This window comes from Streptomyces pallidus (ex Mingjun et al. 2026) (assembly GCF_051550185.1).
GTDB lineage: Bacteria > Actinomycetota > Actinomycetes > Streptomycetales > Streptomycetaceae > Streptomyces.
On record NZ_CP196181.1, the window covers coordinates 1,951,993 to 1,976,078 of the forward strand.

Below are 24,086 nucleotides of genomic sequence, written 5' to 3' on the forward strand. Positions count from 1 at the left end.
AGATGAAGGGCAGGCCGCCATGGGGACCACGAGGACCACCGGGACCGCCAGGGCCACGAGCACCACGAGGACCCTGCTCGGCCGCCGGCACGCCGCCGCCGCTGCCCTGCTCTGCCTCACCACCCTGGGCAGCCCGCCCCCGGCCCACGCCGCCCCCGTCCCCACCGTCCCCGCCGGCGGGGACGCCGCCCGCCGGGCCGCCGCCGCGGACGCCGGGGCCGAGGTCGCGGCCCGGCGGCTGGCCCGCCGGCCGGCCGGCGCCGGGCTGGCCTTCGGCCCCTGCCCGGCCGCGGAGGAACTGCCCTCCCCCGTGCGGTGCGCGACCCTCCGCGTCCCCCTCGACTACGCCCGCCCCGACGGCCCGCAGATCCCGCTCACCGTCAGCAGGGTCCCCGCAACCGGCCGCGGCGGCGCCGCCCGCCAGGGCGCCCTCGTCTACAACCCCGGCGGCCCCGGCGCCTCCGGGCTGTTCTTCCCCCTCGTCGCCGACCTGCCCGAATGGGAGCGCATCGGCGCCGCCTACGACCTCGTCGGCTACGCCCCGCGGGGCGTCGCCGGCCCGGCCCCGCTGTCCTGCGAGGACCCGGCCGCCCCGGCCCATGCCGGCCCCACCCCGCTCCCGGCCGACCCCTCGCCGGCGGACAAGCGCGCCCGCATCGCCGCCGCCCGGGCCTACGCCCGCGGCTGCGCGCAGCGGTCGGGGGCGGCGCTGGCGTACTACTCGACCCTCGACAACGTCCGCGACCTGCACGTGCTGCGGGCGGCGCTCGGCGAGCCGAAGCTGACCTTCATGGGGGCCTCGTACGGCACCTACCTGGGCGCGGTGTACGCCACCCGCCACCCGGGCCACGTCCGCCGGATGGTCCTCGACTCCGCCGTGAACCCCGACCCGCGCCGCATCTGGTACCGCAACAACCTCGACCAGGGGGCCGGCTTCGAGCGCCGCTGGCGGGACTTCCTCACCTGGGCGGCCCGCCACCACGCGGTGTACGGGCTCGGCACCACCCCGGCGGCCGTGCGGGCCAGCTACGAGCGGGTGCGGGACGCGGTCGCCCGCGCCCCGGCGGGCGGCGTCGTCGGGACGGGCGAGCTGCAGTCGGCGTACCTCCGGGCCGCCTACTACGACGAGGTGTGGCCGGAGCGGGCGGCGGCGCTGTCGGCGTTCCTGGCCGGGGATCCGGGCCCGCTGACCGAACAGGCCCGGCCGGACCCGGCGTCGGCGGCCGCCCGGGAGAACTCCCGGGCCGTGTACACGGCGGTGATGTGCAACGACGCGCCCTGGCCCGCGGACTGGGCGGTCTGGGACCGTGACAACACGCGGCTGGCGCGCCGGGCGCCGTTCGAGACGTGGGCGAACGCCTTCCTGAACCTGCCGTGCGCGTACTGGCCGGTCCGCGAGCGGCAGCAGCCGGTGGCGGTCGGCGCGCGCTCGGCGGCGGTCCCCGGCGAGCAGCCGGCCGCGCTCCCCGGCACGCTGGTGGTCGCGGCCGAGCGGGACGGGGCGACCCCGTACCCGGGGGCCCTGGAGCTCCAGCGGCGGCTCGGCCTGCGGTCGTCGCTGGTCACGGAGGCGGGGGCCGGCACCCACGGGGTGGTCGGCGGCCGCAATGCGTGCGTGGACGGGCACGTGGAGCGGTACCTGCTGACAGGGGCCACCCCCGGGCGGCGTGTCACGTGTGCGCCGCATCCGGAGCCCGCACCGGTGTCGCTGGACGACCGGGCAGCAGGGCCCGGGAAGGTACCCGCGGTACCCAGGGCTCTGCTGCCGCCGGTCGTCTGAACTTCCGGGGCGGGATCTCCGGCTGCGTCGTTTCGGGGGCGGTGCCTCCCGATCCGCCGGAGGAGGTCAGTCCTCCGGCCGTTCCCCCCTGGGGAGGTCTCAGGCGAGCCCGGCCACCAGATCGGCGACGGACTTGCGGCGCCCGGTGAAGAACGGAACCTCTTCACGGACGTGCATACGGGCCTCGGAAGCACGCAGGTGGCGCATGAGGTCCACGATGCGGTAGAGCTCGTCGGCCTCGAAGGCCAGCAGCCACTCGTAGTCGCCCAGCGAGAACGAGGCGACGGTGTTGGCCCGGACGTCCGGGAAACCGCGGGCCATCTTGCCGTGGTCGGCGAGCATGCGGCGGCGGTCCTCGTCCGGCAGCAGGTACCAGTCGTAACTGCGCACGAAGGGGTACACGCTGACGTAGTCGCGGGCGACCTCGTCGGCCAGGAAGGCCGGGATGTGCGACTTGTTGAACTCGGCCGGGCGGTGCAGGGCCATGTTCGACCACACCGGCTCCAGCGCACGGCCCAGCTTGGTGCGGCGGAACAGGTTGTACGCGGTCTGCAGCTCGTCCGCGGTCTCCGCGTGCCACCAGATCATGACGTCGGCGTCCGCGCGCAGACCGGAGACGTCATAGGTGCCGCGGACGGTGATGTCCTTGGCGGCCAGCTGGTCGAAGAGCTCCTGGACCTCGTCCGCGTACCCGGAGCGGTCCTCGGGGAGGACGTCCTTGAGCTTGAAGACGGACCACAGGGTGTAGCGAATGACCTCGTTGAGGTCCTTCGCCTTCTTCCCCGCGTTGGGAATCTTCTCTGGTGCAGTCATGTGTCCATTGTCCCGTGTGCTGATCAGTGGTCGGCGCCAGGGGTGCCCAACGTGGCGATCACCACGTCGGCGGCCTTCCCCGCGCTCGCGATGCACGCCGGGATGCCGACGCCGTCGTACAGGGCGCCGCACACCGCGAGGCCCGGCAGGGCCGCGACGGCCGCGCGGATCCGCTCCACCCGGGAGAGGTGACCGACCGGGTACTGCGGGAGGCCGCCGTCCCAGCGGGTGACCGCGGAGGCCACCGGGCGGGCGGCGAGGCCGACCGCCCCGCCGAGGTCCCGCAGCGAGACGTCGACCAGCTCGGAGTCCTCGCGGCCCAGGTCGGCCTCGTCGCCGTAGCGGCCGACGGAGGTGCGCAGCAGGAAGAGGTCGGGGTCGGCGCCGGCCCAGGACCACTTGCTGCTGGAGAAGGTGGACGCCTTGATGGTCCGCCCGTCGACCGGCGGGACGAGGAACCCGCTGGCCCGGCCGTCGCTGACCGCGGCGGGCAGGTCGGAGCGCCGGAACGCCAGGGTGACCAGCGCCATCGACGCGTACTCGACGGTGCGCAGCTCGGCGGCCGCGGCCGGGGCGAGCCCGTCCAGCAGCCGGGCGGCCGGCTCCGCCGGGACGGCCAGCACGACGGCGTCGGCGGCCACGGTGCCGGTGTCGGTGACGACCTGCCAGCCCCCGGGGGTCCGGCGGAGCCCGCGCACGGGGGTGTCGGTGCTGATCCGGGCGCCGGCGGCCCGGCAGGCGTCGGCCACGGCCTGCGGGAGCCGCCCGATGCCGCCTGCGATGCCGGAGAAGACGGGACCGGTCTGCAGCGGCTGCTCCGCGGCCCGGCGCTGGACGTCCCGTACGGCCTCGGCGAGCGAGGCGTGCGCCCGGGCGGCCTCGAAGAGCTGGGGCACGGCGGCGCGCATCGAGAGGCGGTAGGCGTCACCGGCGTAGACCCCGCCGAGGAGGGGCTCGACGAGCCGGTCGACGACCTCCCGGCCGAGGCGGGCCGCCACGTACGCGCCGACGGCGACGTCGTCGCCGATCTCGGCGGGCGGCAGGTCGCGTTCGGCCTCGATCCGGGCCAGGCCCTCCGCGGACAGCACCCCGGACGCGGCCAGCGGCGCAAGGTCGCCGGGGACGCCCATGACGTGACCGCGCGGCATGGGCCGCAGCGCGCCACGGGTCCACAGGTGGGCGGTGGTGGTGGCCGGCGGCTGCAGCGCCCCGCCGAGGCCGACGGCCCGGGCCAGTTCCAGGGCCTCGGGGCGGCGGGCCAGGACGGACTCGGCGCCGAGGTCGACGGGGGCGCCGGCGAGCTCGCCGGCGTACAGCTTGCCGCCGAGGCGCGGCCCGGCTTCCAGCAGGGTGACGCCGACGCCCGCGCCGAGCAGCCGGTGTGCCGCGGCGAGGCCGGCGATGCCGCCGCCGATGACGACGGCGTGGCGGGCCCCGGGGGCCGTCGGGTCCGTACGCATGTCCGCTTCGTGCATGGACACATCGTCTCAGACCGATCAACGGGCGATCACCGAGGCCGGACCGTGACCGCATCGGGACCGTCCCGGGACCGCGGGAGCGAAACCCGTGGGGCGACGGTGGGCGTCGAAACCGCACAGCGGCAGCAACCCTTGGGGGGACAGCAGTGCAGACTCGGAACCACCCGGCCGGCCCGGACGGCCCGGCCCGCCCCGACGGCCCGCGCGCCGGCGGCCGTTCACGCACCGGGCGCGCCACGGCTGCGCTGGCCGGCCTCGGCCTGACCTGCGCACTCGCACTCACACTCACCGGATGCGGCGCCGACGGCCCCGGCACGGCCTCGGCGGACAAGGCGGCGGTGGCCCCGCAGGGCCCGGCATCCCGGGGCAAGGCGGGCGCGGGCGCGGCCGCCCCGGCACCGGCGGAAGGCGCGGCCGGGAGCCAGAAGGCACCGGCCGCGGTCCGCCCGCAGGTCATCCGGACCGCGAACGTCGGCATCGAGACGCAGGACGCGGCGAAGGTGCTGGCGGCGGCCCGTACGGCGGCGGAAGGCGCGGGCGGGTACGTGGGCAACGAGTCCACCCAGCGCGGCGAGAACGGACGGATCAAGTCCACGCTGACCCTGCGGGTGCCCGCGGACCGGTTCGACGCGGTGCTCGGCGCGTTGGAGGGCAGCGGCAAGCTGCTCCACCGGAAGGTGGAGGCGCAGGACGTGACCGAGAAGGTCGCGGACGTCGACAGCCGGGTCAAGTCGCAGCAGGCGAGCGTGGCACGGGTGCGGGAGATGATGGAGAAGGCCACCGCACTCGGCGACGTGGTGATGCTGGAGGGCGAGCTCTCCAGGCGCCAGTCGGACCTGGAGGCGCTGCTCGCCCAGCAGAACGCACTGCGGGACCAGACCTCGATGGGCACGATCACGGTGGAGGTCGCCGAGCCGGCGGACAAGCCGGCGCAGGAGAAGGAGGACGCGCCGCCTTCCGTCACGGGCGCCCTGGCGGGCGGCTGGAAGGCCTTCACGACCGTCCTGCGGTACGTGGTGCTGGTGGTGGCCGTGGTGCTGCCGTTCGCGGTGACGGCCGCGCTGGGCGCGCTGGCGTTCCGGCTGTACCGGCGACTGCGCCCGCCGGCCCCGAAGACGGGGTTCGCGCCGACCGCCCGCCCGGTCCCGACGCAACCCCGCCCGCCGGCCCCGGCCCCGGACGCGAACCCGGACGCGGCCCCGGACCCGACGGAATCGCCGCGCATGGCGGACTGAACACCCGTACGCCCGTAGCGTGTTCCCCAGGAACGGCTGTGGAGGGACGGTGCGGACGATGGCAGCGGAACGACTGGTGGTGATCGGCGGCGACGCGGCGGGGATGTCCGCCGCGTCACAGGCCCGGCGGCTGAAGGGCCCGGCGGAGCTGGAGATCATCGCCTTCGAGCGGGGGCACTTCACCTCGTACTCCGCGTGCGGGATCCCGTACTGGATCGGCGGCCAGGTCGCCGAACGCGACGACCTGATCGCCCGGACCCCCGAGGAGCACCGGGCCCGGCACATCGACCTGCGCACCCGGACCGAGGTCGTCGAACTCGACCTGGCCGGCAGCCGGGTCCGGGCCCGCGGCCTCGATTCCGGGGAGGAGTCCTGGACGGGCTACGACAAGCTGGTCCTGGCCACCGGCGCCCGGCCGGTCCGACCCCGGCTGCCCGGGATCGGGTCGCACGGCGTGCACGGCGTGCAGACCCTGGACGACGGCCAGCGGCTGCTGGACACCCTGGAGCGCACGCCGGGCCGCCGGGCCGTGGTCGTCGGCGCGGGCTACATCGGCGTCGAAATGGCGGAAGCCCTGGTCAACCGGGGCTACGAGGTCACCGTCCTGCACCGCGGCGCCCAGCCCATGGCCACCCTCGACCCGGACATGGGCGGCCTCGTGCACGGCGCCATGAACCGCATGGGCATCACCACGGTCGCCGGCGCCGAGGTCGTGAAGGTCCTCACCGACGAGGAGGGCCGGGCCCGCGCGGTGGCCACCGCGGCCGGCGACGAGTACCCGGCGGACGTGGTGGTCCTCGGCATCGGCGTCGAACCGCGCACCGCCCTCGCCCGGGCGGCCGGACTGCCGCTCGGCACCTCGGGCGGTCTGCTGACGGACCTGTCGATGCGGGTCCGCGGCCACGGCGACGTCTGGGCCGGCGGCGACTGCGTGGAGGTGCTGGACCTGGTGGCCGGCCGCCACCGGCACATCCCGCTGGGCACCCACGCCAACAAGCACGGCCAGGTGATCGGCTCCGGCGTCGGCGGCGGCTACGCCACGTTCCCGGGGGTGGTCGGCACGGCGGTGAGCAAGGTCTGCGACCTGGAGATCGCCCGGACGGGGCTGCGGGAGCGGGACGCGCTCGAAGCCGGCCTGCGCTTCGTGACGGCGACCATCAGCTCCACGACCACCGCGGGCTACTACCCGACGTCCGCCGACATGACGGTCAAGATGCTGGCCGAGCGGCGTACGGGTCGGCTCCTGGGGGTGCAGATCGTGGGCGGTGCGGGATCCGCGAAGCGGGTGGACGTCGCGGCGGTCGCCCTCACCGCTGGCATGACGGTGGAGCAGGTCGTCGCCCTGGACCTGGGCTACGCCCCGCCGTTCTCCCCGGTCTGGGACCCCGTCCTGGTGGCCGCGCGCAAGGCCGTCTCCGCCGTGCGCGCCGCGGGGGTGTAGGCCCCCGCTCCGGGGTTGCGGCTCCGGCCCCTCGACCGCAGCTACCGCCGCCGCTCCGCCCCGGACCCCCTCCGGGGCTGCGCGCCCGGTGGGCTCACACGCCGCGCCGGCCGGATCGTGCCGCTGCGCGGCGATTCCGGCCCCGCCGGCGTGTGCGGCGCGGGGGTCAAGGTTCGGGACGGGGCGGGGTGGGGCAACGGCTCCGCGCAGCGGCAGCAGCGGCGCAGCCCGCGGCGCCGACTGGCGCTGGGGCTCGCGCCGGTTAGCGCTGGGTCTTCGTGTGGACGTAGTCCACCAGGCGGGTCAGGGCCTCCGGGTCGGTGGTCGGCAGGACGCCGTGACCCAGGTTGAAGACATGGCCCTCCAGCCCGGCGGCGGCCGCCAGGACCTCGTCCGTCTTGGCCTCGACGGCCTCGGTGGTGGAGAACAGCACGGCGGGGTCGAGGTTGCCCTGCAGCGCCTTGCCCGGCCCGACGCGGCGGGCCGCCTCGTCCAGCGGGATGCGCCAGTCGACGCCGACGACGTCCGCGCCGGCCTCGCCCATCAGGCCGAGCAGCTCGCCGGTGCCCACGCCGAAGTGGATCCGCGGGATCCCGTAGGAGGCGACGGAGTCGAAGACCTTCGCCGAGGCGGGCATCACCGAGCGGCGGTAGTCCGCCGGGGCGAGGGCGCCGACCCAGGAGTCGAAGAGCTGGACCGCCGAGGCGCCGGCCTCGATCTGGACCTTCAGGAAGGCGGAGGTGATCTCGGCCAGGCGGTCGAGGAGGTCCGCCCACAGCTGCGGGTCCCCGTACATGAGGGCCTTGGTGTGCTCGTGGTTGCGGGACGGGCCGCCCTCGACGAGGTAGCTCGCGAGGGTGAAGGGCGCGCCGGCGAAACCGATCAACGGCGTGGAGCCCAGTTCACCCGTGAGCATGCCGATCGCCTCGGTGACGTACGAGACGTCGTCCGGGGTGAGGTCGCGCAGCTGCGCGAGGTCCTCGCGGCGCCGGATCGGCTGGGCGACGACCGGGCCGATGCCCGGCTTGATGTCCAGGTCGACGCCGATGGCCTTGAGGGGCACGACGATGTCGGAGAAGAAGATCGCCGCGTCGACCTTGTGGCGGCGCACCGGCTGCAAGGTGATCTCGGTGACCAGGTCGGGGCGCATGCACGACTCGAGCATCGCGGTGCCCTCGCGCACCTTGCGGTACTCCGGCAGGGAGCGTCCGGCCTGACGCATGAACCACACCGGGGTGTGGGGTACCGGCTCCCGGCGGCACGCCTTCAGGAAGGCGGAATCGTACGTCTGACTCGGCTGGCCCGTCGGGCGGTCGTTGGCGCTCACGCCGCAAATCTTCGCACGTACGGCGAAGAGGCCCACCCGGCGCGGGTGTCCCTGCGCCGCGCGGGCCCTCGTTCCGCCTAGTCTTCCGGGCATGGCTGCGGCTCAGGGACGATTTTCAGATGGCGCCGATGGTATGGACAGCGGGAAGGAGAGCTCCGTCCCGCTCCCGTTCCGGCGGGCGGTCGAGGGGCTGGGGAAGGCGCGGCTGCGGCCGGGGATCGAGATCGACCCCGCGAGACCGCCGCAGAGGCTGGCCCCGTACGCCCACGCCCTGGAGGCCGCGGTCGTCGAGGGCGAGGACGACCTGGCCGACGGCCGGCTGATCCTGCTGCACGACCCGGCCGGGCACGAGGCCTGGCGCGGCACCTTCCGGCTGGTGACGCTGGTCCGGGCGGAGCTGGAGCCGGAGATGGCCGCGGACCCGCTGCTGCCGGAGGTGTGCTGGTCCTGGCTGACCGGGGCGCTGGAGGCGCGCGGCCTGTCGTACGGGGAGGCGAGCGGCACCGTGACGATGGCCGGCTCGCACTACTTCGGCGGGCTGGCGGGGCGGCGGCCGGCCACGCAGATCGAGATCCGGGCCTCGTGGACGCCGCGCGAGGGCGTGGGCGGGGTGCCGGACACGCCCGGCCATCTGGCGGCGTGGTGCGAACTGCTGTGCCAGGTGGCGGGGCTGCCGCCGCTCGGCCCGGGGGAGTCGGGGCCCGGGGTGGTCTCGCTGCCGCAGCGGCGCGGTCCGCACCACCCGTAGCGGTGGGCCGTCCCGTCGGCGGCCCGGGTCACCCCGGGGGGTGCAGTGCAGGGTCCCTCCGGCGGCCGGCCGCCGTCCGTGGAACGGCTGGTCGAAATGCTGCCGGGGAGGGCCGGAACACGGCGCAGCGTGCGGGCTTCTGATCACCCGATGATCGATCGTGCGTCCGAATTGCCCGAATTGTTACTCACCAAATCGTGATCATTCCCTAAAGCCGGGCGGGTGACGTGCCGAAGGAGGAGTCAGTGACCATCCGCACGGTTCGCACCGGCTTCTTCCCCGAGCCGGCCGTCCCGCCACTCCCCCAGGAGGCCTAGGTGTCCGTTCTTCTCGAGCAGCCCGCAAGCCTGGTCGCCTACCGCCCGAACAAGCCGACGGCCATGGTCGTCGTGGCCGACCCGCGCGTCCGCTCCACCGTGACCCGCCACCTGTGGGCCCTCGGAGTACGTGATGTCATCGAGGCGTCGTCCATCGCGGAGGCCCGCCCGCGCATCGGCAGCCCGCGCGACATCTGCGTCGCCGACGTGCACCTGCCGGACGGCTCGGGGCTGACCCTGCTGTCCGAGACCCGTGCGGCGGGCTGGCCGAACGGCCTGGCCCTGTCCGCCGCCGACGACATCGGCGCCGTCCGCAACGCCCTCGCGGGCGGGGTCAAGGGCTACGTCGTCACCGGCACCCGCACCAACATCGGGCTCCCCACCCGCCCCGGCGCCGCCCCCATCGGTGCCGCCGCCGCCCGCATGCACCGCCGCCCCCCGGGTGCCCCGAGCCACCCGGGCGGCTACCGCGAGCTCTCCGGCCGCGAGGTCGAGGTCCTGCGCCTCGTCGCCGAGGGCCAGTCCAACAAGGCCATCGGCGTCTCGATGGGCCTGTCCGCCCTGACCGTCAAGTCCCACCTCGCCCGGATCGCACGCAAGCTGGGCACCGGCGACCGGGCCGGAATGGTCGCCGTCGCCCTGCGGACCGGCATCATCCACTGACCCCTCCCGCTCCCCCTGCCCCGACCGTCCCTGCCGCCCCTGCCCTTTCCCCTTCCCACCCTCTCCCTCCCCCTCTCCGCCCTCTCCCTCCCCTGCCGCTCACCAGCCCACGCCCTCCCCCTCGGCCCCCGCCCGCCCCTCCGGTGACCGCTCCCCCCACGAATCGCCGGCACCGGGGTTTCCTCCGGGAGAACCCGGGGGAAACCGCCGCACTCCCCCACCGCGCCCGTCGACGGAACGTTCCGGCGACGGGCGCGTCTCATCCACGGATACCCTTGAGCGGTGACCGACGCCCAAGAGACCGCAGCAGACCTGCGCACCACCACCGGGGGCGGCCCCCCGGACGACGTCGACAAGGCGCCGATTCCCTTGCTCGAACCCCGCGAGGGGATCCCCCCGGTGGTCGCCGCCGAGGACGCCCTCGCCCGGGTGGTCGCGGCCTTCGCCGCGGGCACCGGCCCCGTGGCGGTCGACGCCGAGCGCGCCTCCGGATACCGCTACGGCCAGCGCGCCTACCTGGTGCAGCTGCGCCGGGAGGGCGCGGGATCCGCGCTGATCGACCCCGTCGGCTGCCCCGATCTGGCCGCGTTGGGCGAGGCCCTGTCCGGTACCGAGTGGATCCTGCACGCCGCCACCCAGGACCTGCCGTGCCTGCGCGAAATAGGCATGGTCCCGACCTCCCTGTTCGACACCGAGCTCGCCGGCCGGCTCGCCGGCTTCCCCCGGGTGGGACTGGGCGCGATGGTCGAGAGCGTGCTCGGCTACGCGCTGGAGAAGGGGCACTCCGCCGTCGACTGGTCGACCCGCCCGCTCCCCGAGCCCTGGCTGCGCTACGCCGCGCTCGACGTCGAGCTGCTGGTGGACCTGCGCGACGCGCTGGAGAAGGAGCTGGACCGGCAGGGCAAGCTGGAGTGGGCCCGGCAGGAGTTCGACGCCATCGCCGCCGCCCCGCCCGCCCCGCCGCGCAAGGACCCCTGGCGCCGCACGTCCGGCATGCACAAGGTGCGCCGGCGCCGACAGATGGCCGTCGTCCGCGAACTGTGGGAATCCCGCGACCGGATCGCACAGCGGCGGGACGTCTCGCCGGGCAAGGTGCTGAGCGACGCCGCGATCGTCGAGGCCGCGCTCGCCCTGCCGGGGAACGTGCACGCGCTGTCGGCCCTGCCCGGGTACGGGCAGCGCATGGGCCGGCGCCAGCTGGAGCAGTGGATGGCCGCCGTCGACCGGGCCAAGGCCCTGCCGGAGAGCGCGCTGCCGCAGCCGGGTGCCAGCCCCGCGGGCCCGCCGCCGCCGCGCGCGTGGGCCGACAAGGACCCGGCCGCCGCCGCCCGCCTGTCGGCCGCCCGATCGGCGGTGTCCGCGCTCGCCGAGCGGCTCGTCCTGCCCCAGGAGAACCTGATCACCCCGGACACCGTCCGGCGGCTGTGCTGGGAGCCGCCCAGGCGGCTCGACCAGGACGCGGTGGCCGAGGCCCTGGCCGGCTACGGCGCCCGCCCCTGGCAGATCGAACAGGTGACCCCGGCCCTGGTCACCGCCCTGGCCGCCACCGCCTGACGCGCACCACCCGAAGGAGCCCCCGACCGCCCGGTCGGGGGCTCCTTGGCGTGCGCGGCCGGTCCCGCCCGCTCTCCCCGGCCGCCGGCCATGACGTTCCGTTACACAGTCAGGACGTTCCGACTCTTTTGAACACGCTCAAGACTCGCTAGGTTCTTGAACATGATCAAAAACGAGGACGAGACACGGGACGATCACACGGTCGGCGCGACGGGCGAGATCGGCGCCTACGACGCATGGGTCCGTCATTTCGAGGCCGAGGGGGAGCTCCGGGCCGCCCTCGGCGACCCGGACTGGGCGCGCGGCGCGCGGCTGTCCCCTGCGCTGGTCCGCAGCATCCAGACGTTCCAGGTGGGCGAGGACGGTGACGGCGCGGCCCTGGTCTCGAAGGCGGACAGCGCGGGGGACCGCGTCTACGCGGCCGCGGCGCGGCTGTTCGTCGCCGAGGAGCAGAACCACGCCCGACTGCTGGCCCTGCTGCTGTCGGCGGCGGGGGCCGGGACCCTCGACGGGCACTGGAGCGACGCGGCGTTCGTCCGGGTGCGGCGCCTGCTGGGGCTGCGGGTCGAGCTGATGGTGCTGATGGTCGCGGAGGTCGTCGCCCTGCGGTACTACCGGGCCCTGCGCGACGGCTCGGCCGACCCGCTGACCTCCGAGGTCGCGGCCCGGATCCTGGCCGACGAGGAACGGCACGTGCCGTTCCACTGCCGCCGCCTGCACGAGGGCCTCGCCGGGCTCCCCCGGCCCGCCCGCAGGGCCGCGACCACGGGCTGGCGGGCCATGGTGGCGGCCGCGGCGCTGCTGGTGGCGGCCGATCACGGGGCCGCCCTGCGGGAGGTCGGGGTCTCGCGGCGCGCCTTCCTGTCGGACGTGGTGGGCTCGTCGGCGCCGATGGCCGCGACGATGTCGGACGGCCCGGCTCCGGCGGTCCCCGCCCGGGCCGGGGCCCGCGCGGCGGTGTGACCTTCACCGCTGTTCGGGGAGGGGGTGTGCACATTGGTTACCCACAAGTAGCATGGGCCGGGTGAGCGGGCGCTCAGGTCGTGTACCGAGCATGCCCCCGCGCAGCAGTGCACACCCGCACCTGGAGGAGAGCCAACGTGCCTCGTACCGTCAGGGACGTCGTCTTCGTCGACGGCGTCCGCACCCCGTTCGGCAAGGCGGGCCCGAAGGGCATCTACCACGAGACCCGCGCCGACGACCTCGTCGTGAAGGCGATCCGGGAGCTGCTGCGCCGCAACCCGGACCTGGACGCCAAGAAGATCGACGAGGTGGCCATCGCCGCCACCACGCAGATCGGCGACCAGGGCCTCACCCTCGGCCGCACGGCCGGCATCCTCGCGGGCCTCCCGCAGTCCGTCCCGGGCTACTCCATCGACCGCATGTGCGCCGGTGCGCTCACCGCCGTCACCTCGGTCGCCGGCTCGGTCGCCTTCGGGGCGTACGACGTCGCCATCGCCGGCGGTGTCGAGCACATGGGCCGCCACCCGATGGGCGAGGGCGTCGACCCGAACCCGCGCTTCGTCTCCGAGAAGCTGGTCGACGAGTCCGCCCTGTTCATGGGCATGACCGCCGAGAACCTGCACGACCGGTACCCGACGATCACCAAGCTCCGCGCCGACCAGTACGCCGTGCGCTCGCAGGAGAAGGCCGCCAAGGCGTACGCCGACGGCAAGATCCAGCAGGACCTGGTCCCGATCTCGGTGCGCAACACCAACGCGGAGGTCGGTGAGACGGGCTGGGGCCTGGTCACCTCCGACGAGCCGATGCGCCCGGGCACCACGCTGGAGAACCTGGCGAACCTGAAGACCCCGTTCCGTACCCACGGCCGGGTCACCGCGGGCAACGCCGCCGGCCTCAACGACGGCGCCACCGCCGCGCTCATCGCGTCCGAGGACTTCGCCCGCGAGAACAACCTCCCGGTCAAGATGCGCCTCGTCTCCTACGCCTTCGCGGGCGTGGAGCCGGAGGTCATGGGCTACGGCCCGATCCCGGCCACCGAGAAGGCCCTGGCCCAGGCCGGCCTGTCCATCGAGGACATCGGCCTCTTCGAGGTCAACGAGGCCTTCGCGGTCCAGGTCCTCGCCTTCCTGGAGCACTACGGCATCGCCGACGACGACGCCCGCGTCAACCAGTACGGCGGCGCCATCGCGTTCGGCCACCCGCTGGCGTCCTCCGGTGTCCGCCTGATGACGCAGCTGGCCCGCCAGTTCGAGGAGCAGCCGCACGTCCGCTACGGCCTGACCACCATGTGCGTCGGCTTCGGCATGGGCGCGACGGTCATCTGGGAGAACCCGCACTTCGACACCGAGGGAGACTCCAAGTGAGCACCACCGCTGAGCTCCTGAAGGGCGCGGCCGAGCTGTTCCCGGGCGAGGTCGTCACCCAGGCGCACGTCCGCCACCTCGACCTGCCGTACGGCGCCGGGCGCTTCGCGCTCATCACGCTGGACAACGGCTTCGACCACACCAAGCCGACCACCTTCGGCCCGCAGTCGCTGGCGAACCTGAACGCCGCCATCGACCAGGTCGAGAAGGAGGCCGCCGAGGGCGCGATCACCGGCATCGGCCTGACCGGCAAGCCGTTCATCTTCGCGGTCGGCGCCGACCTCAAGGGCGTCGAGCTGCTGAAGGCCCACGACGAGGCGCTCGCCATCGGCAAGGGCGGCCACGACGTCTTCAAGCGTCTGGCGGGCCTGGCCGTTCCGACCTTCGCGTACTACAACGGTGCGGCGATGGGCGGCGGCGTCGAGGCCGGTCTGCACTGCACCTACCGCACCGTCTCCAAGGCGCTGCCGGCGTTCTCCCTCCCCGAGGTGTTCCTGGGCCTGGTCCCGGGCTGGGGCGGCTGCACGATCCTGCCGAACCTGATCGGCGCGGAGAAGGCGGTCTCGGTGATCATCGAGAACTCGCTGAACCAGAACAAGCAGCTGCGGGGCAAGCAGGTCTTCGAGTTGGGCATCGCCGACGCCCTGTTCGAGGGCGCGGACTTCCTGGAGCAGTCCCTGCTGTGGACCGCCAAGGTCCTCAAGGGCGACGTCTCGGTCGAGCGCCCCGAGGTGGACCGCGGCGAGGCCTGGGACCAGGCCGTCGCCAAGGGCCGGGCCTTCGCCGACTCCAAGGTGCACGGCGCGGCCCCGGCCGCGTACCGGGCGCTCGACATCATCGAGGCGTCCAAGGACGGCGACCTGCAGAAGGGCTTCGACGCCGAGGACCAGGCCCTGGCCGACCTCATCATGGGCGGCGAGCTGCGCTCCGGGATCTACGCCTTCAACCTGGTGCAGAAGCGCGCCAAGCGCCCGGCCGGTGCCCCGGACAAGTCCCTGGCCCGCCCGGTCACCAAGGTCGGCGTCGTGGGCGCGGGTCTGATGGCCTCGCAGCTGGCGCTGCTGTTCCTGCGCCGCCTGGAGGTGCCGGTGGTCCTCACCGACATCGACCAGGAGCGCGTCGACAAGGGTGTGGGCTACGTCCACGCCGAGATCGAGAAGCTGCTCGGCAAGGGCCGCATCAACCAGGACAAGGCCAACCGCCTCAAGGCGCTGGTGACCGGTGTCCTGGACAAGGCCGAGGGCTTCGCGGACGCGGACTTCATCATCGAGGCCGTGTTCGAGGAGATGTCCGTCAAGCAGAAGGTGTTCGCGGAGGTCGAGGCGGTCGCCCCGGCGCACGCGATCCTCGCCACCAACACCTCCTCGCTGTCGGTGTCGGAGATGGCGTCCAAGCTGCGGCACCCGGAGCGCGTGGTCGGCTTCCACTTCTTCAACCCGGTCGCGATCCTCCCGCTGCTGGAGATCGTCCGCGGTGAGAAGACCGACGACGCCTCGCTGGCCACCGCCTTCGGCGTCGCCAAGAAGCTGAAGAAGACCGCGGTCCTCACCAAGGACGCCCCGGCGTTCGTCGTGAACCGCATCCTGACCCGCTTCATGGGCGAGATCCAGAACGTCATCGACGAGGGCACCCCGGTCGTCACGGCGGAGAAGGCCATCGAGCCGCTCGGCCTGCCGATGTCCCCGCTGGTGCTGCTGGAGCTGGTCGGCCCGGCGATCGGCCTGCACGTCTCCGAGACCCTGAACCGCGCCTTCCCGGAGCGCTTCACGGTCTCCCCGAACCTCAAGCGCGTGGTCGAGGCGGGCAAGCGCGGCTTCTACGTCTACACCGCGGAGAACGGCTTCAAGCCGGAGCTCGACCCCGAGGTCGCCGCGCTCCTGGTGCAGGGCGACTCGGTCCTCACCGAGGAGCAGGTCCGCGACCGCGTCCTGGACGCGGTCGCGCAGGAGATCGGCCTGATGCTGGAGGAGGGTGTCGTGGCCGAGGCCCAGGACATCGACCTCTGCCTCATCACGGGCGCCGGCTGGCCCTTCCACCTGGGCGGCATCACGCCGTACCTGGACCGCGAGGGCGTCTCGGAGCGCGTGAACGGCAAGAAGTTCCTCGCCCCGGGCCTGGCGAGCGTCCCGGCCTGACGCCGGCGGCGCCTGCCTGACGGCGGGTGAGCACTGCGGACGCCCGTCCCCCACCCGGGGGCGGGCGTCCGGCGGTTGCGGGGCCGGGCCGGGGCCGGCCGTCCGGGCTGGCAGAATACGGTCCATGGCGGACGGCACGAGACCCTTCAGCCGCCGGACCCTGCTGTTCGGTGGCGGCGCGGCCGCGGCCGGGCTCGCCACGGGCGGCCTGACCTGGGCGCAGCGGCCCCGTACCGGGGACGAGGACGGGGACCGGGAGGACGCCGGCGCTCCACCGCGGGTGGGCGACTTCGATCTGCGGACCGGTGCGGAGCTGCTGGCCCCGGCGCCGCTGTTCAACACGACGGGCCCGCAGTCGTTCGCGTTCGACGACACGAACGGGCAGGTCTACACGCTCCAGCTGGTGCAGGACGGGATCCGGCTCGACGACGAGCAGGAGGCCGTGGCGTACGACGACCGCAAGTCGGCCGGCGACCTGTGTCTGACACGGCTCGACCGTGCGGGGAACACCCTCGGGCACATGTACCTGCGCGGCTTCGGCCACGGAATCTCCTTCGGCGTCGAGCCGACCGGTCAGCGTACGTACATATGGCTGGAGGGCCGGGCCGATCCGGAGAACGGCTACGGCCGGACGGTGGTCCGCGTGCCGTTCAAGGACGGTGCGGTACTGGACGGCTCCGACGACTCCGTACGGCATTTCGAGCCGGTTCCCGGCGCGACGGCCGTCTGCCCCGCGCTCGACCTGGCCGGCCAGCGGGTGCTGGTGAGCCACGAGGAGGAGGGCGTGCACCGGTTCTCGGTGTACGGGATGGCGGATTTCCTGGCCGGACGCTTCACCCCGACCCAAACGATCAAGGCGGGTGTACAGGTCAGGGAAGAAGAGTGGTTCCAGGGCTGTGCGCTGTACGGGGACTTCGTGTACGTGCTGACCGGGAATCCCTATACCGGGAAGAACGGGCGCAATCCGCGGAAGTCCGGCGGAAATACCTTTGTGTCCGCGATCGACGTGCGCACGGGCCAGGCGCAGGGCCGCCGCAAGGTGACCGTGGCCCCTGACCTGCCCTACCGGGAGCCCGAGGGAATGGCGGTGCGCCGGGTGGGTCCACAGGCGGGTTTGTGCGTCGGATTTTCCGTGAAGGAGAAGGACCGGCGCGAGTTGACGGTGTACCGCTTCACGGGCTGACTGCCCGCCGAAAGGGACGGTCGTCACACATTTCCGTGACGGGGCCCGAAAACATTGGCCTGCGGTTCACGGCGCGTTCTAGAGCCGTCCTTGAGGCTGCTTATACTACTGCGACACTTCACGCGACTCTTATACCTCCACGGGGGAGGAACCGCTCCATGCGCTCCAAGCGGCTGCGCGCCGCACTCGGCGTTGCGATCACCTCTGGGCTCATCCTCAGCTTCCTCGGGATGCTGGTCGCGGTGGCGTTCGTCTCCCTCCCCCTCTTCGCCGGCTGCGCGGCCCTCAGCTACGTCGCCGACCTGATGCTCCACAACACCGAGTCGCCGACCCTGGAGAAGCTGCGCGACTCGCGCTTCGGCCTGACCATGCGCTTCCTGATCCGGCAGTTCCTCCTGCTGGGCCTGTGCGGGGCCGTGGCCGACATCGAGTCGTTCGTGGCGCAGATGACCACCATCGGCCTGCTGCTGCTGTTCATCCTCCAGCTCGCGTACGGCGCCCTGCTCAAGCACGTCCGCAAGGCGCGCAACGAGCTGCCGTTCACCACGCGCGGACTGGACCTGGAGGCCCTCGGCATCCGCCGCATGCCCCACCCGTTCCTCATGAACAAGCACGTCCGCAAGACCCTCCACCTGGACATCCCACTGGTCGCCGGATCCCTGGCCACCATCGCGACGGACGACTGGCGCTGGGTCACGTACGGCATGATCAGCACGGTCTTCCTCGCCTACTTCTCACTGCTGGTGCTGGTGCCCGACGCGCGCAACGCGCTCAAGCTGCCCACCACCGACGAGGCCATCGACGAGCTCAACCACCAGCTGGCCCAGTACCGCCCCCAGGTCGCGCTGTACTTCACCTTCGCCGCCATCTCCAAAGACTTCATGTACCAGGTGAACATGTGGCTGGAGGCCCTGGAGGCGCTCGACCTGCGGCCCGTCATCGTGCTGCGCGAGCGGGCCACCCTGCGCCACCTCGACGCGACCCCCGTGCCCGTCATCTGCGTTCCCAAAGCGGACAACCTCGCCCGTATCGAGATGCACGAGCTGCGTGTCGCCCTCTACCCGGGCAATGCGGGCAAGAACGTGCACATGCTCCAGCGCGCCGAGGTCAAGCACGTCTTCATCGGCCACGGCGACAGCGACAAGCTCGCCAGCAGCAACCGCGTCAGCAAGGTCTTCGACGAGATATGGGTGGCCGGCCGGGCCGGCCGCGACCGCTACGAGCGCATCAAGCACGCCGTCACCCCGCACCAGATCGTCGAGGTCGGCCGCCCCCAGCTGGCGCCCCTGCGCCCCTGGACCGGCAAGGTCGCGGGCCCTGTCCCCACCGTCGTCTACGCCCCCACCTGGGAGGGCTGGACCGACGACGCCTGCTACACCTCCGTCATCCCGGCCGGCGAGAAGCTGATCCGGGCGCTGCTCGACGACGAGCGCGAGATCCGGATCATCTACAAGCCGCACCCCCTCACCGGCTCCCGCTCCCCCGAGGCCGCTGCCGCGCACCGCCGCGTCATCGCCCTCCTGGAGGAGGACAACGCCCGGCGCTTCGGCCGCAACCTCACCGACTCCAAGGCCGCGGCCAAGAAGCTCGCCCGCATCGACCAGCGCATCGCGGACCTCTCCGAGCGCGGTGTCCGCTCCAAGTACCCCGACCTCACCGAGGAGGAGCGGACCGCGCGCATCCGCCGCTACCGCAACCAGGCCGGCTCCCTGTACTGGAGCGCCGTCCCCGACGCCGCGCACCACGTGGTGACCGAGCGGATCCCGGCCCTGTACGACTGCTTCAACCAGTCCGACCTGCTGATCGGCGACATGTCGAGCGTGGTCTCCGACTTCGTGGCGACCCGCAAGCCGTACGCGATCTTCAACCTGGAGGGCCTGCCCGACCAGGAGTTCCGCAACGAGCAGCGCACCGCCTACGCCTCGTACCTGCTCGACGGCGACTGCAACGGCCTGGCCGAAGCCCTCGACGCCACGCTGAACCCGGGCCGGGACGTCATGGCGCCCTACCGCGAGCAGCTCAAGGACTACCTGCTCGGCCCGGAGTACCCGCCGTCGATCGTCCGCTTCAACGCGGCCGCCAACGACCTCTACCGGCGGGGACTGCAGGACTTCCCCATCGAGTACCCGGAGCCGGAGGAGGCGCCGTACCCGGTCTAGCCGGCTCCGCCCCGCAGCACCCACCCCCGCAGCACCACCCCTTCGGCAGCACCCCCGCACCACCCCCACCCACGCGCCCCCACCGCGTCCGCACCGCCACGCCGCACCACAGCTCAGGAAGTAGGAGACCGTGTCCTCCAGACCTGTCCCCCACCGCACCATCGCCGTCGTACTCGCAGGGGGCACCGGCCAGCGCATCGGGCTCGAGATCCCCAAGCAGCTGCTCAAGATCGCCGGAAAGTCGATCCTGGAGCACACCCTCCACATCTTCGAGAACGCGCCCGACGTCGACGAGGTCTTCCTCCTCATGACGCCCGCGTACCTGGAGGACGCCCGCCGCATCGTCGAGAAGGCCGGCCTGCGCAAGGTGACGGAGGTCCTCGGCGGCGGCTCCACCCGCAGCGAGACCACCCTGACCGCCATCCGGGCGGCCACGGAGCGGCTCGGCGAGGGCGAGGACTGCAACCTCCTCTTCCACGACGCGGTGCGCCCGCTGCTCTCCCAGCGCGTGGTGCGCGAGTGCGTCGAGTCCCTGGAGCGCTACCAGGCCGTCGACGTCGCCATCCCGTCCTCCGACACCGTCATCGTGACGCGGACCCACGGCGACGACGGCGAGTTCATCACCGAGGTCCCCGACCGCTCCCGGCTGCGCCGCGGCCAGACCCCGCAGGGCTTCCGGCTCTCCACGATCCGCGCCGCGTACGAGCGGGCGGTCGCGGACCCCTTCTTCCAGGCGACCGACGACTGCTCGGTGGTCGTGAAGTACCTGCCGGACGTCCCCGTCCACGTGGTCACCGGCGACGACTACAACATGAAGGTCACCCAGCCGGTCGACGTCTTCATCGCCGACAAGCTGTTCCAGCTCGCCTCCCACGCCGCGCCCGCCCAGGCCGGCGAGGCCGCCTACCGCGAGCAGCTGGCCGGCAAGACGATGGTGGTCTTCGGCGGCTCGTACGGCATCGGTGCCGACATCAGCCGGATCGCCGAGGGCTTCGGCGCCCGCGTCTTCGCGCTCGGCCGCTCCACCACCGGTACGCACGTGGAGAACCTCGACCACGTCGAGGAGGCCCTCGCCCGGGCCTACGCCGAGACCGGCCGGATCGACTACGTCGTCAACACCGCCGGCGTGCTGCGCGTCGGCCGCCTCGCCGAGACCGACAACGAGACCATCCGCGAGGCGCTCGAGGTCAACTACCTGGCCCCGGTGAACATCGCCCGCGCCTCCTACAAGTACCTCAGCGAGACCGAGGGCCAGCTGCTGCTGTTCACCTCCAGCAGCTACACGCGCGGCCGCGCCGAGTACAGCCTGTACTCCTCGACCAAGGCCGCCATGGTCAACCTGACCCAAGCCCTCGCCGACGAGTGGGCCGAGGACGGCATCCGCGTCAACTGCGTGAACCCGGAGCGCACCGCGACCCCGATGCGCACCAAGGCCTTCGGCCGGGAGCCCCAGGACTCGCTGCTGACCTCCGAGTCGGTGGCCCTGACCTCCCTGGACGTGCTGGTCTCCGAGATGACCGGCCACGTGATCGACGTCCGCCGGCAGGACCCGACGTCGTCCCCGGCGCAGCGCTCCGGCTTCGAGGCAGCGCTCGCGTCCGTCCTCATCCGGACGTCGGAGGACCAGGGGGTCTAGGCGTGTCGTACGCATCCGTCCCGCAGCAGGGCCGCCGCCCGCGGATCTACGTGGCCGGTGGTTCCAGCGCGGTCAGCCGCCCGTACAGCTTCCTGCCGATGGCGGGCTGGACGCAGGCGCTGCCGCTGTTCCTCACCGACGCGGTGGAGGTGGTCAACTGCGCCCGCGCACGGGCCAGCTCCAAGAGCTTCCGCGAGCGCGGCCGGCTCCAGTGGATCCTGGAGGACATGGCGCCGGGCGACTACCTGCTGTTCGGCTTCGGCCAGAACGACATCAAGCCGGACCCGGGCCTGCACACCGAGCCGTTCTCCACCTTCACGGAGCAGATGGCCGCGTACGTGCACGGCACCCGGGAGCGGCAGGGCCACCCGGTGATCCTGCTGCCGTACGAGCGGCGGCGGATCGACCGGCACGGCAACGTCGCCCGCTTCCTCGGCGACTACCCGGTCGCGGCCCGGCAGCTGGCCGAGGACGAGCACGTACCGGTCGTCGACCTGTACGGGCAGAGCCTGCTGTGGTGGGAGGAGCTCGGGCCGGAGGCGTCCAAGCCGGCCTTCGTGTACCTGCGGCGCGGCGAACCCCTGCAGAAGCACATCCTGGACGGGGACAACGTGCACACGCGGGCCGAGGGCGCGATCGAGTGCGCCCGGTTCATCGCCCGCAGCATGCTGGAGCAGGGCGTCATCCCGGCCCACTGGGGCCGGGACCTGGACCGGGTGCGCTTCGACTACGACGAGATGGGCTGGCTGGACGAGGAGACCTTCCGGCACCGCACCACGTCCCGCGTCTCCACGTTCCCCGGCGCCTGAGGAGTGCGTACGTGAACAACCTCCTGTGCCGGGGCCGGGCCCTCGGCGAGACCCCCGACGGGGGCGCCGTGTACGCCGCCCTGTACTCGTCGGTCGACCCGCGCCGCGGCGTCGCGCCCGGCGAGACGGTGCAGCTCGGCCTGTCCGTGGCCCCCGACCAGGGCGCCCCGCGGGGCTGCGGCTACCTGCTCCAGGCCCCGCTGACCGAGTCCGCCGACATCGTCGGCATGCAGGGCGTGGAGTACTTCCCGCGGCAGGGCTGGTTCCGTGTCCGCGCCGACTCCGGCGAGACCGGCACCGGCATCCTGCACCTGCGCGTCCGCGACACGGCCACGGCGCCGCGGATCCGGCCGCAGATGCTGGTGGCCGTCCCCGACGCGAGCGGCCGCAAGCTCATCCGGACCGCCAGACTGGACGCCGAGGCGCTGCCGGTCCGCCGGGCCACCGCCCGCGGCCTGCGCCTCACCGCCGAGCCGGGCCGCACCGGTTCGGTGAACGTGCTGTCCGCGTGCCCGGCGGGCAGCACCGCGGTGGCGGTGACCGCGCCGCGCCACGGCGACGCGCAGCTGTCGTACGACGGCTGGGTGACGTACGAACCGGCGCCCGGCTTCACCGGGTACGACCGGTTCACGTACACGGTGGGCACCCCTTCCGGGGAGCAGCTGACCTCCCACGTGAACGTCTTCGTGGGATCCCTGGAGTTCGCCCCGGGCGCCTTCCCCGCGCAGACCACCGACGTCGCCTTCCGGCCCTGGCAGTGGCCGGAGCTGACCGGTGAGATGCCCTGGCCCCGCCCCGACCGCGCCGACCACCCCGCGTCCGCGTCCCCGTTCCCGTCCGACAGCCCGAGGAACCCCGCAGCATGAACACCGCCGTCGCGCTCCCCGCCGACATCAAGGACGTGTCCGTCGCGGTCCGGGCCAGCAACCAGGCCCGGGCGCTCGAAGCCTGCCTGGCCTCTCTCCTCGACCAGACCATCGGCACGGACCGACTGGAGATCATCGGCGTCGACGACGGCTCGACGGACGAGAGCGGCTCCGTCCTGGCCCGGGCTGCGCACCAGTACCCCTCGTTCGTCCGCATCGGCCAGGTCTCGCACGGGCTGAGCCCGGCCGCGGCCCGCAACTGGGCGCTGAGCCAGGTGCGCGGGCGGTACGTCATCTTCCTGGAGGCCACGGACCGGCTGGTACCGGACGCGCTGCAGCGGATGGTGGCCGCGGCCGACGCCAACGAGGCCGACGTGGTGCTCGGCAAGCTGGAGAGCTCGGGCCGGCACACGGTCCCGACGGCGATGTTCCGCAAGAACCAGGCCCACACCGACGCCTACAGCTCGCGCGTGTACTGGTCGCTGACCCCGGACAAGCTGTTCCGCACCAGCCTGCTGCAGCGGCGCGGCCTGGTCTTCCCCACCGACATGCCGATCGGCGACGAGCAGGTGTTCACCGCGGGCGCGTTCATGGGCGCGGACAACGTCTCCGTCGTCGGCGACGCGACCTGCGTGGTCAAGGGTCCCGCGCCCGCCCAGCGGGCGACCCTGCCCGACCAGGTCGCGCTGGCCTCCCGGATGCTGGCCCTGGTCGCCTCCCAGCTGCCGGAGGGGCCGCGCCGGGACCGGCTCCAGGCCCGGCACCTGGAGGTGGAGCTGGGCCGGGCCACCGCGCAGGCGCTGCTGTCGACCGCCGACCCGGCGGAGCGGGACCAGACGCTGTGGGCCGCGGCGGAGGTGCTGCGCGCCCAGGCAGCCCCGGGGGCGCTGGCACTGCTGCCGCGCATGGTCGCCGTACGGTTCGCGCTGCTGGCGCAGGGACGGTTCGCGGAGGCGCAGCAGATCGCCGCCTTCGAGGCGGACAAGGACCGGCCGGTCGTCCGCAAGACGGTGGAGAACGGGCGGGTGTTCACCACCCTGCCGTTCTTCCGGGACCCGCAGGTCGGGCTGCCCGACGAGCTCTTCGACATCACCGGTGACATGACGGTCTCCCACCAGTTGCAGAAGGCCCGCTGGGACGGCCCGATGCTGCTGCTGGACGGGTACGCCTTCTTCGAACAGCTGTCGACGAAGGAGCGCGCGACCCGGGTGGTGCTGCGGGAGCGGACCAGCGGCGCCCAGGAGACCCACGCGGTGACGGCCCGCCGGGACGACACCCTGGTCAACGCCAAGGGCAAGCCCCGGGCGATGGGCCGGTTCTCGGCGCGGGTCAACCTGGCGCAGACCTCCAGCGGCTGGCCGCTGCCGCCGGGCACCTGGGACCTGTACCTGTCGGTCAGCTTCGAGGGCGTGACCCAGGAGGTGCGCCTCGGCACGCGCCGGGCGGCCGACCTCGACACCACGGCCCGGATGCCGGTGCGGATCTCGGACGCGCCGGGCACGCAGGGGCTGGAGCTGGCGGCGACCCCGTACTACGCGGAGGACGGCGGCCTGACCCTGGAGGTCGTGCAGCGGGCCCCGCTGCCGGGCCGGGCCTGAGCCCGCGCCACCACCCG

The 24,086-nt window shown here is 73.3% G+C and carries 18 protein-coding genes; 15 read left to right on the top strand and 3 right to left on the bottom strand.

Annotated elements, in window-relative coordinates:
• Window positions 1–19: 19 nt before the first annotated feature.
• Entirely contained in the window at window positions 20–1,780 is a 1,761-nt protein-coding gene (locus tag ACSHWO_RS08425; RefSeq protein WP_438310866.1) for an alpha/beta hydrolase, read from the top strand.
• 99 nt (window positions 1,781–1,879) lie between these two features.
• Here ACSHWO_RS08425 and hemQ read toward each other — a convergent pair whose 3' ends face one another.
• Entirely contained in the window at window positions 1,880–2,593 is a 714-nt protein-coding gene (gene hemQ / locus ACSHWO_RS08430) for a hydrogen peroxide-dependent heme synthase (protein ID WP_361089588.1), read from the bottom strand.
• A 23-nt stretch (window positions 2,594–2,616) separates the two neighbouring features.
• Complete coding sequence (hemG, locus tag ACSHWO_RS08435; RefSeq protein WP_438310868.1) at window positions 2,617–4,068, bottom strand: protoporphyrinogen oxidase; 1,452 nt, start codon at window positions 4,066–4,068, stop codon at window positions 2,617–2,619.
• A gap of 149 nt (window positions 4,069–4,217) precedes the next feature.
• Here hemG and ACSHWO_RS08440 point away from each other — a divergent pair, with 149 nt between their 5' ends.
• Both ACSHWO_RS08440 and ACSHWO_RS08445 read left to right on the top strand, forming a co-directional pair.
• On the top strand, window positions 4,218–5,306 hold the full coding sequence (locus ACSHWO_RS08440; protein WP_438310870.1) for a DUF4349 domain-containing protein: 1,089 nt from the start codon (window positions 4,218–4,220) through the stop codon (window positions 5,304–5,306).
• A gap of 58 nt (window positions 5,307–5,364) precedes the next feature.
• The gene (locus ACSHWO_RS08445) at window positions 5,365–6,747 is read left to right on the top strand and encodes an FAD-dependent oxidoreductase (RefSeq protein ID WP_438310872.1); all 1,383 of its coding nucleotides are present in this window, start codon (window positions 5,365–5,367) and stop codon (window positions 6,745–6,747) included.
• Between the two features lie 262 nt (window positions 6,748–7,009).
• Here ACSHWO_RS08445 and hemE read toward each other — a convergent pair whose 3' ends face one another.
• On the bottom strand, window positions 7,010–8,074 hold the full coding sequence (hemE, locus tag ACSHWO_RS08450) for a uroporphyrinogen decarboxylase (RefSeq protein ID WP_361089580.1): 1,065 nt from the start codon (window positions 8,072–8,074) through the stop codon (window positions 7,010–7,012).
• Between the two features lie 91 nt (window positions 8,075–8,165).
• Between hemE and ACSHWO_RS08455 the strand changes: the two genes are divergently transcribed.
• From ACSHWO_RS08455 to ACSHWO_RS08510, 12 genes are all read left to right on the top strand, one after another.
• The gene (locus ACSHWO_RS08455; protein ID WP_438310875.1) at window positions 8,166–8,822 is read left to right on the top strand and encodes a DUF3000 domain-containing protein; all 657 of its coding nucleotides are present in this window, start codon (window positions 8,166–8,168) and stop codon (window positions 8,820–8,822) included.
• Window positions 8,823–9,139: 317 nt separating this feature from the next.
• A complete protein-coding gene (locus tag ACSHWO_RS08460; RefSeq protein ID WP_179175361.1) occupies window positions 9,140–9,802 on the top strand; it encodes a response regulator transcription factor in 663 nt (220 codons plus the stop codon).
• 282 nt (window positions 9,803–10,084) lie between these two features.
• Window positions 10,085–11,356: a ribonuclease D gene (locus ACSHWO_RS08465; protein ID WP_361089575.1), complete on the top strand. Its 1,272-nt coding sequence runs from the start codon at window positions 10,085–10,087 to the stop codon at window positions 11,354–11,356.
• 162 nt (window positions 11,357–11,518) lie between these two features.
• Window positions 11,519–12,319 carry a hypothetical protein gene (locus tag ACSHWO_RS08470; protein ID WP_438310878.1) on the top strand — a complete coding sequence of 267 codons (801 nt, stop codon included), beginning with the start codon at window positions 11,519–11,521 and terminating at the stop codon, window positions 12,317–12,319.
• Between the two features lie 137 nt (window positions 12,320–12,456).
• Window positions 12,457–13,683, top strand: a complete 1,227-nt coding sequence (locus tag ACSHWO_RS08475) for a thiolase family protein (RefSeq protein WP_361089571.1) — start codon at window positions 12,457–12,459, stop codon at window positions 13,681–13,683.
• Window positions 13,680–15,818, top strand: coding sequence for a 3-hydroxyacyl-CoA dehydrogenase NAD-binding domain-containing protein (locus tag ACSHWO_RS08480; protein ID WP_385805370.1), 2,139 nt, complete (start codon window positions 13,680–13,682; stop codon window positions 15,816–15,818). The genes ACSHWO_RS08475 and ACSHWO_RS08480 overlap by 4 nt, the downstream gene beginning before the upstream one ends.
• A gap of 124 nt (window positions 15,819–15,942) precedes the next feature.
• A complete protein-coding gene (locus tag ACSHWO_RS08485) occupies window positions 15,943–17,001 on the top strand; it encodes a phage baseplate protein (protein ID WP_438310881.1) in 1,059 nt (352 codons plus the stop codon).
• Window positions 17,002–17,159: 158 nt separating this feature from the next.
• Window positions 17,160–19,160 (top strand): hypothetical protein, encoded by a 2,001-nt coding sequence (locus tag ACSHWO_RS08490; RefSeq protein WP_438310883.1) that lies wholly within the window; start codon window positions 17,160–17,162, stop codon window positions 19,158–19,160.
• Between the two features lie 130 nt (window positions 19,161–19,290).
• The gene (locus ACSHWO_RS08495) at window positions 19,291–20,796 is read left to right on the top strand and encodes a bifunctional cytidylyltransferase/SDR family oxidoreductase (protein WP_361089563.1); all 1,506 of its coding nucleotides are present in this window, start codon (window positions 19,291–19,293) and stop codon (window positions 20,794–20,796) included.
• 2 nt (window positions 20,797–20,798) lie between these two features.
• Window positions 20,799–21,605, top strand: a complete 807-nt coding sequence (locus ACSHWO_RS08500; RefSeq protein ID WP_361089562.1) for a rhamnogalacturonan acetylesterase — start codon at window positions 20,799–20,801, stop codon at window positions 21,603–21,605.
• A gap of 11 nt (window positions 21,606–21,616) precedes the next feature.
• Window positions 21,617–22,471 (top strand): Ig-like domain-containing protein, encoded by an 855-nt coding sequence (locus ACSHWO_RS08505; RefSeq protein WP_361089560.1) that lies wholly within the window; start codon window positions 21,617–21,619, stop codon window positions 22,469–22,471.
• Window positions 22,468–24,069, top strand: coding sequence for a glycosyltransferase family 2 protein (locus ACSHWO_RS08510; RefSeq protein WP_438310887.1), 1,602 nt, complete (start codon window positions 22,468–22,470; stop codon window positions 24,067–24,069). The genes ACSHWO_RS08505 and ACSHWO_RS08510 overlap by 4 nt, the downstream gene beginning before the upstream one ends.
• Window positions 24,070–24,086: the final 17 nt, after the last annotated feature.

Coding starts and splice junctions, on each gene's coding strand:
- ACSHWO_RS08470 (WP_438310878.1), top strand. CDS start 11,519: ATGATCAAAAACGAGGACGAGACACGGGACGATCACACGGTCGGCGCG.
- ACSHWO_RS08455 (WP_438310875.1), top strand. CDS start 8,166: ATGGCTGCGGCTCAGGGACGATTTTCAGATGGCGCCGATGGTATGGAC.
- ACSHWO_RS08425 (WP_438310866.1), top strand. CDS start 20: ATGGGGACCACGAGGACCACCGGGACCGCCAGGGCCACGAGCACCACG.
- ACSHWO_RS08485 (WP_438310881.1), top strand. CDS start 15,943: ATGGCGGACGGCACGAGACCCTTCAGCCGCCGGACCCTGCTGTTCGGT.
- ACSHWO_RS08445 (WP_438310872.1), top strand. CDS start 5,365: ATGGCAGCGGAACGACTGGTGGTGATCGGCGGCGACGCGGCGGGGATG.
- ACSHWO_RS08510 (WP_438310887.1), top strand. CDS start 22,468: ATGAACACCGCCGTCGCGCTCCCCGCCGACATCAAGGACGTGTCCGTC.
- ACSHWO_RS08490 (WP_438310883.1), top strand. CDS start 17,160: ATGCGCTCCAAGCGGCTGCGCGCCGCACTCGGCGTTGCGATCACCTCT.
- hemG (WP_438310868.1), bottom strand. CDS start 4,068: ATGCACGAAGCGGACATGCGTACGGACCCGACGGCCCCCGGGGCCCGC.
- hemQ (WP_361089588.1), bottom strand. CDS start 2,593: ATGACTGCACCAGAGAAGATTCCCAACGCGGGGAAGAAGGCGAAGGAC.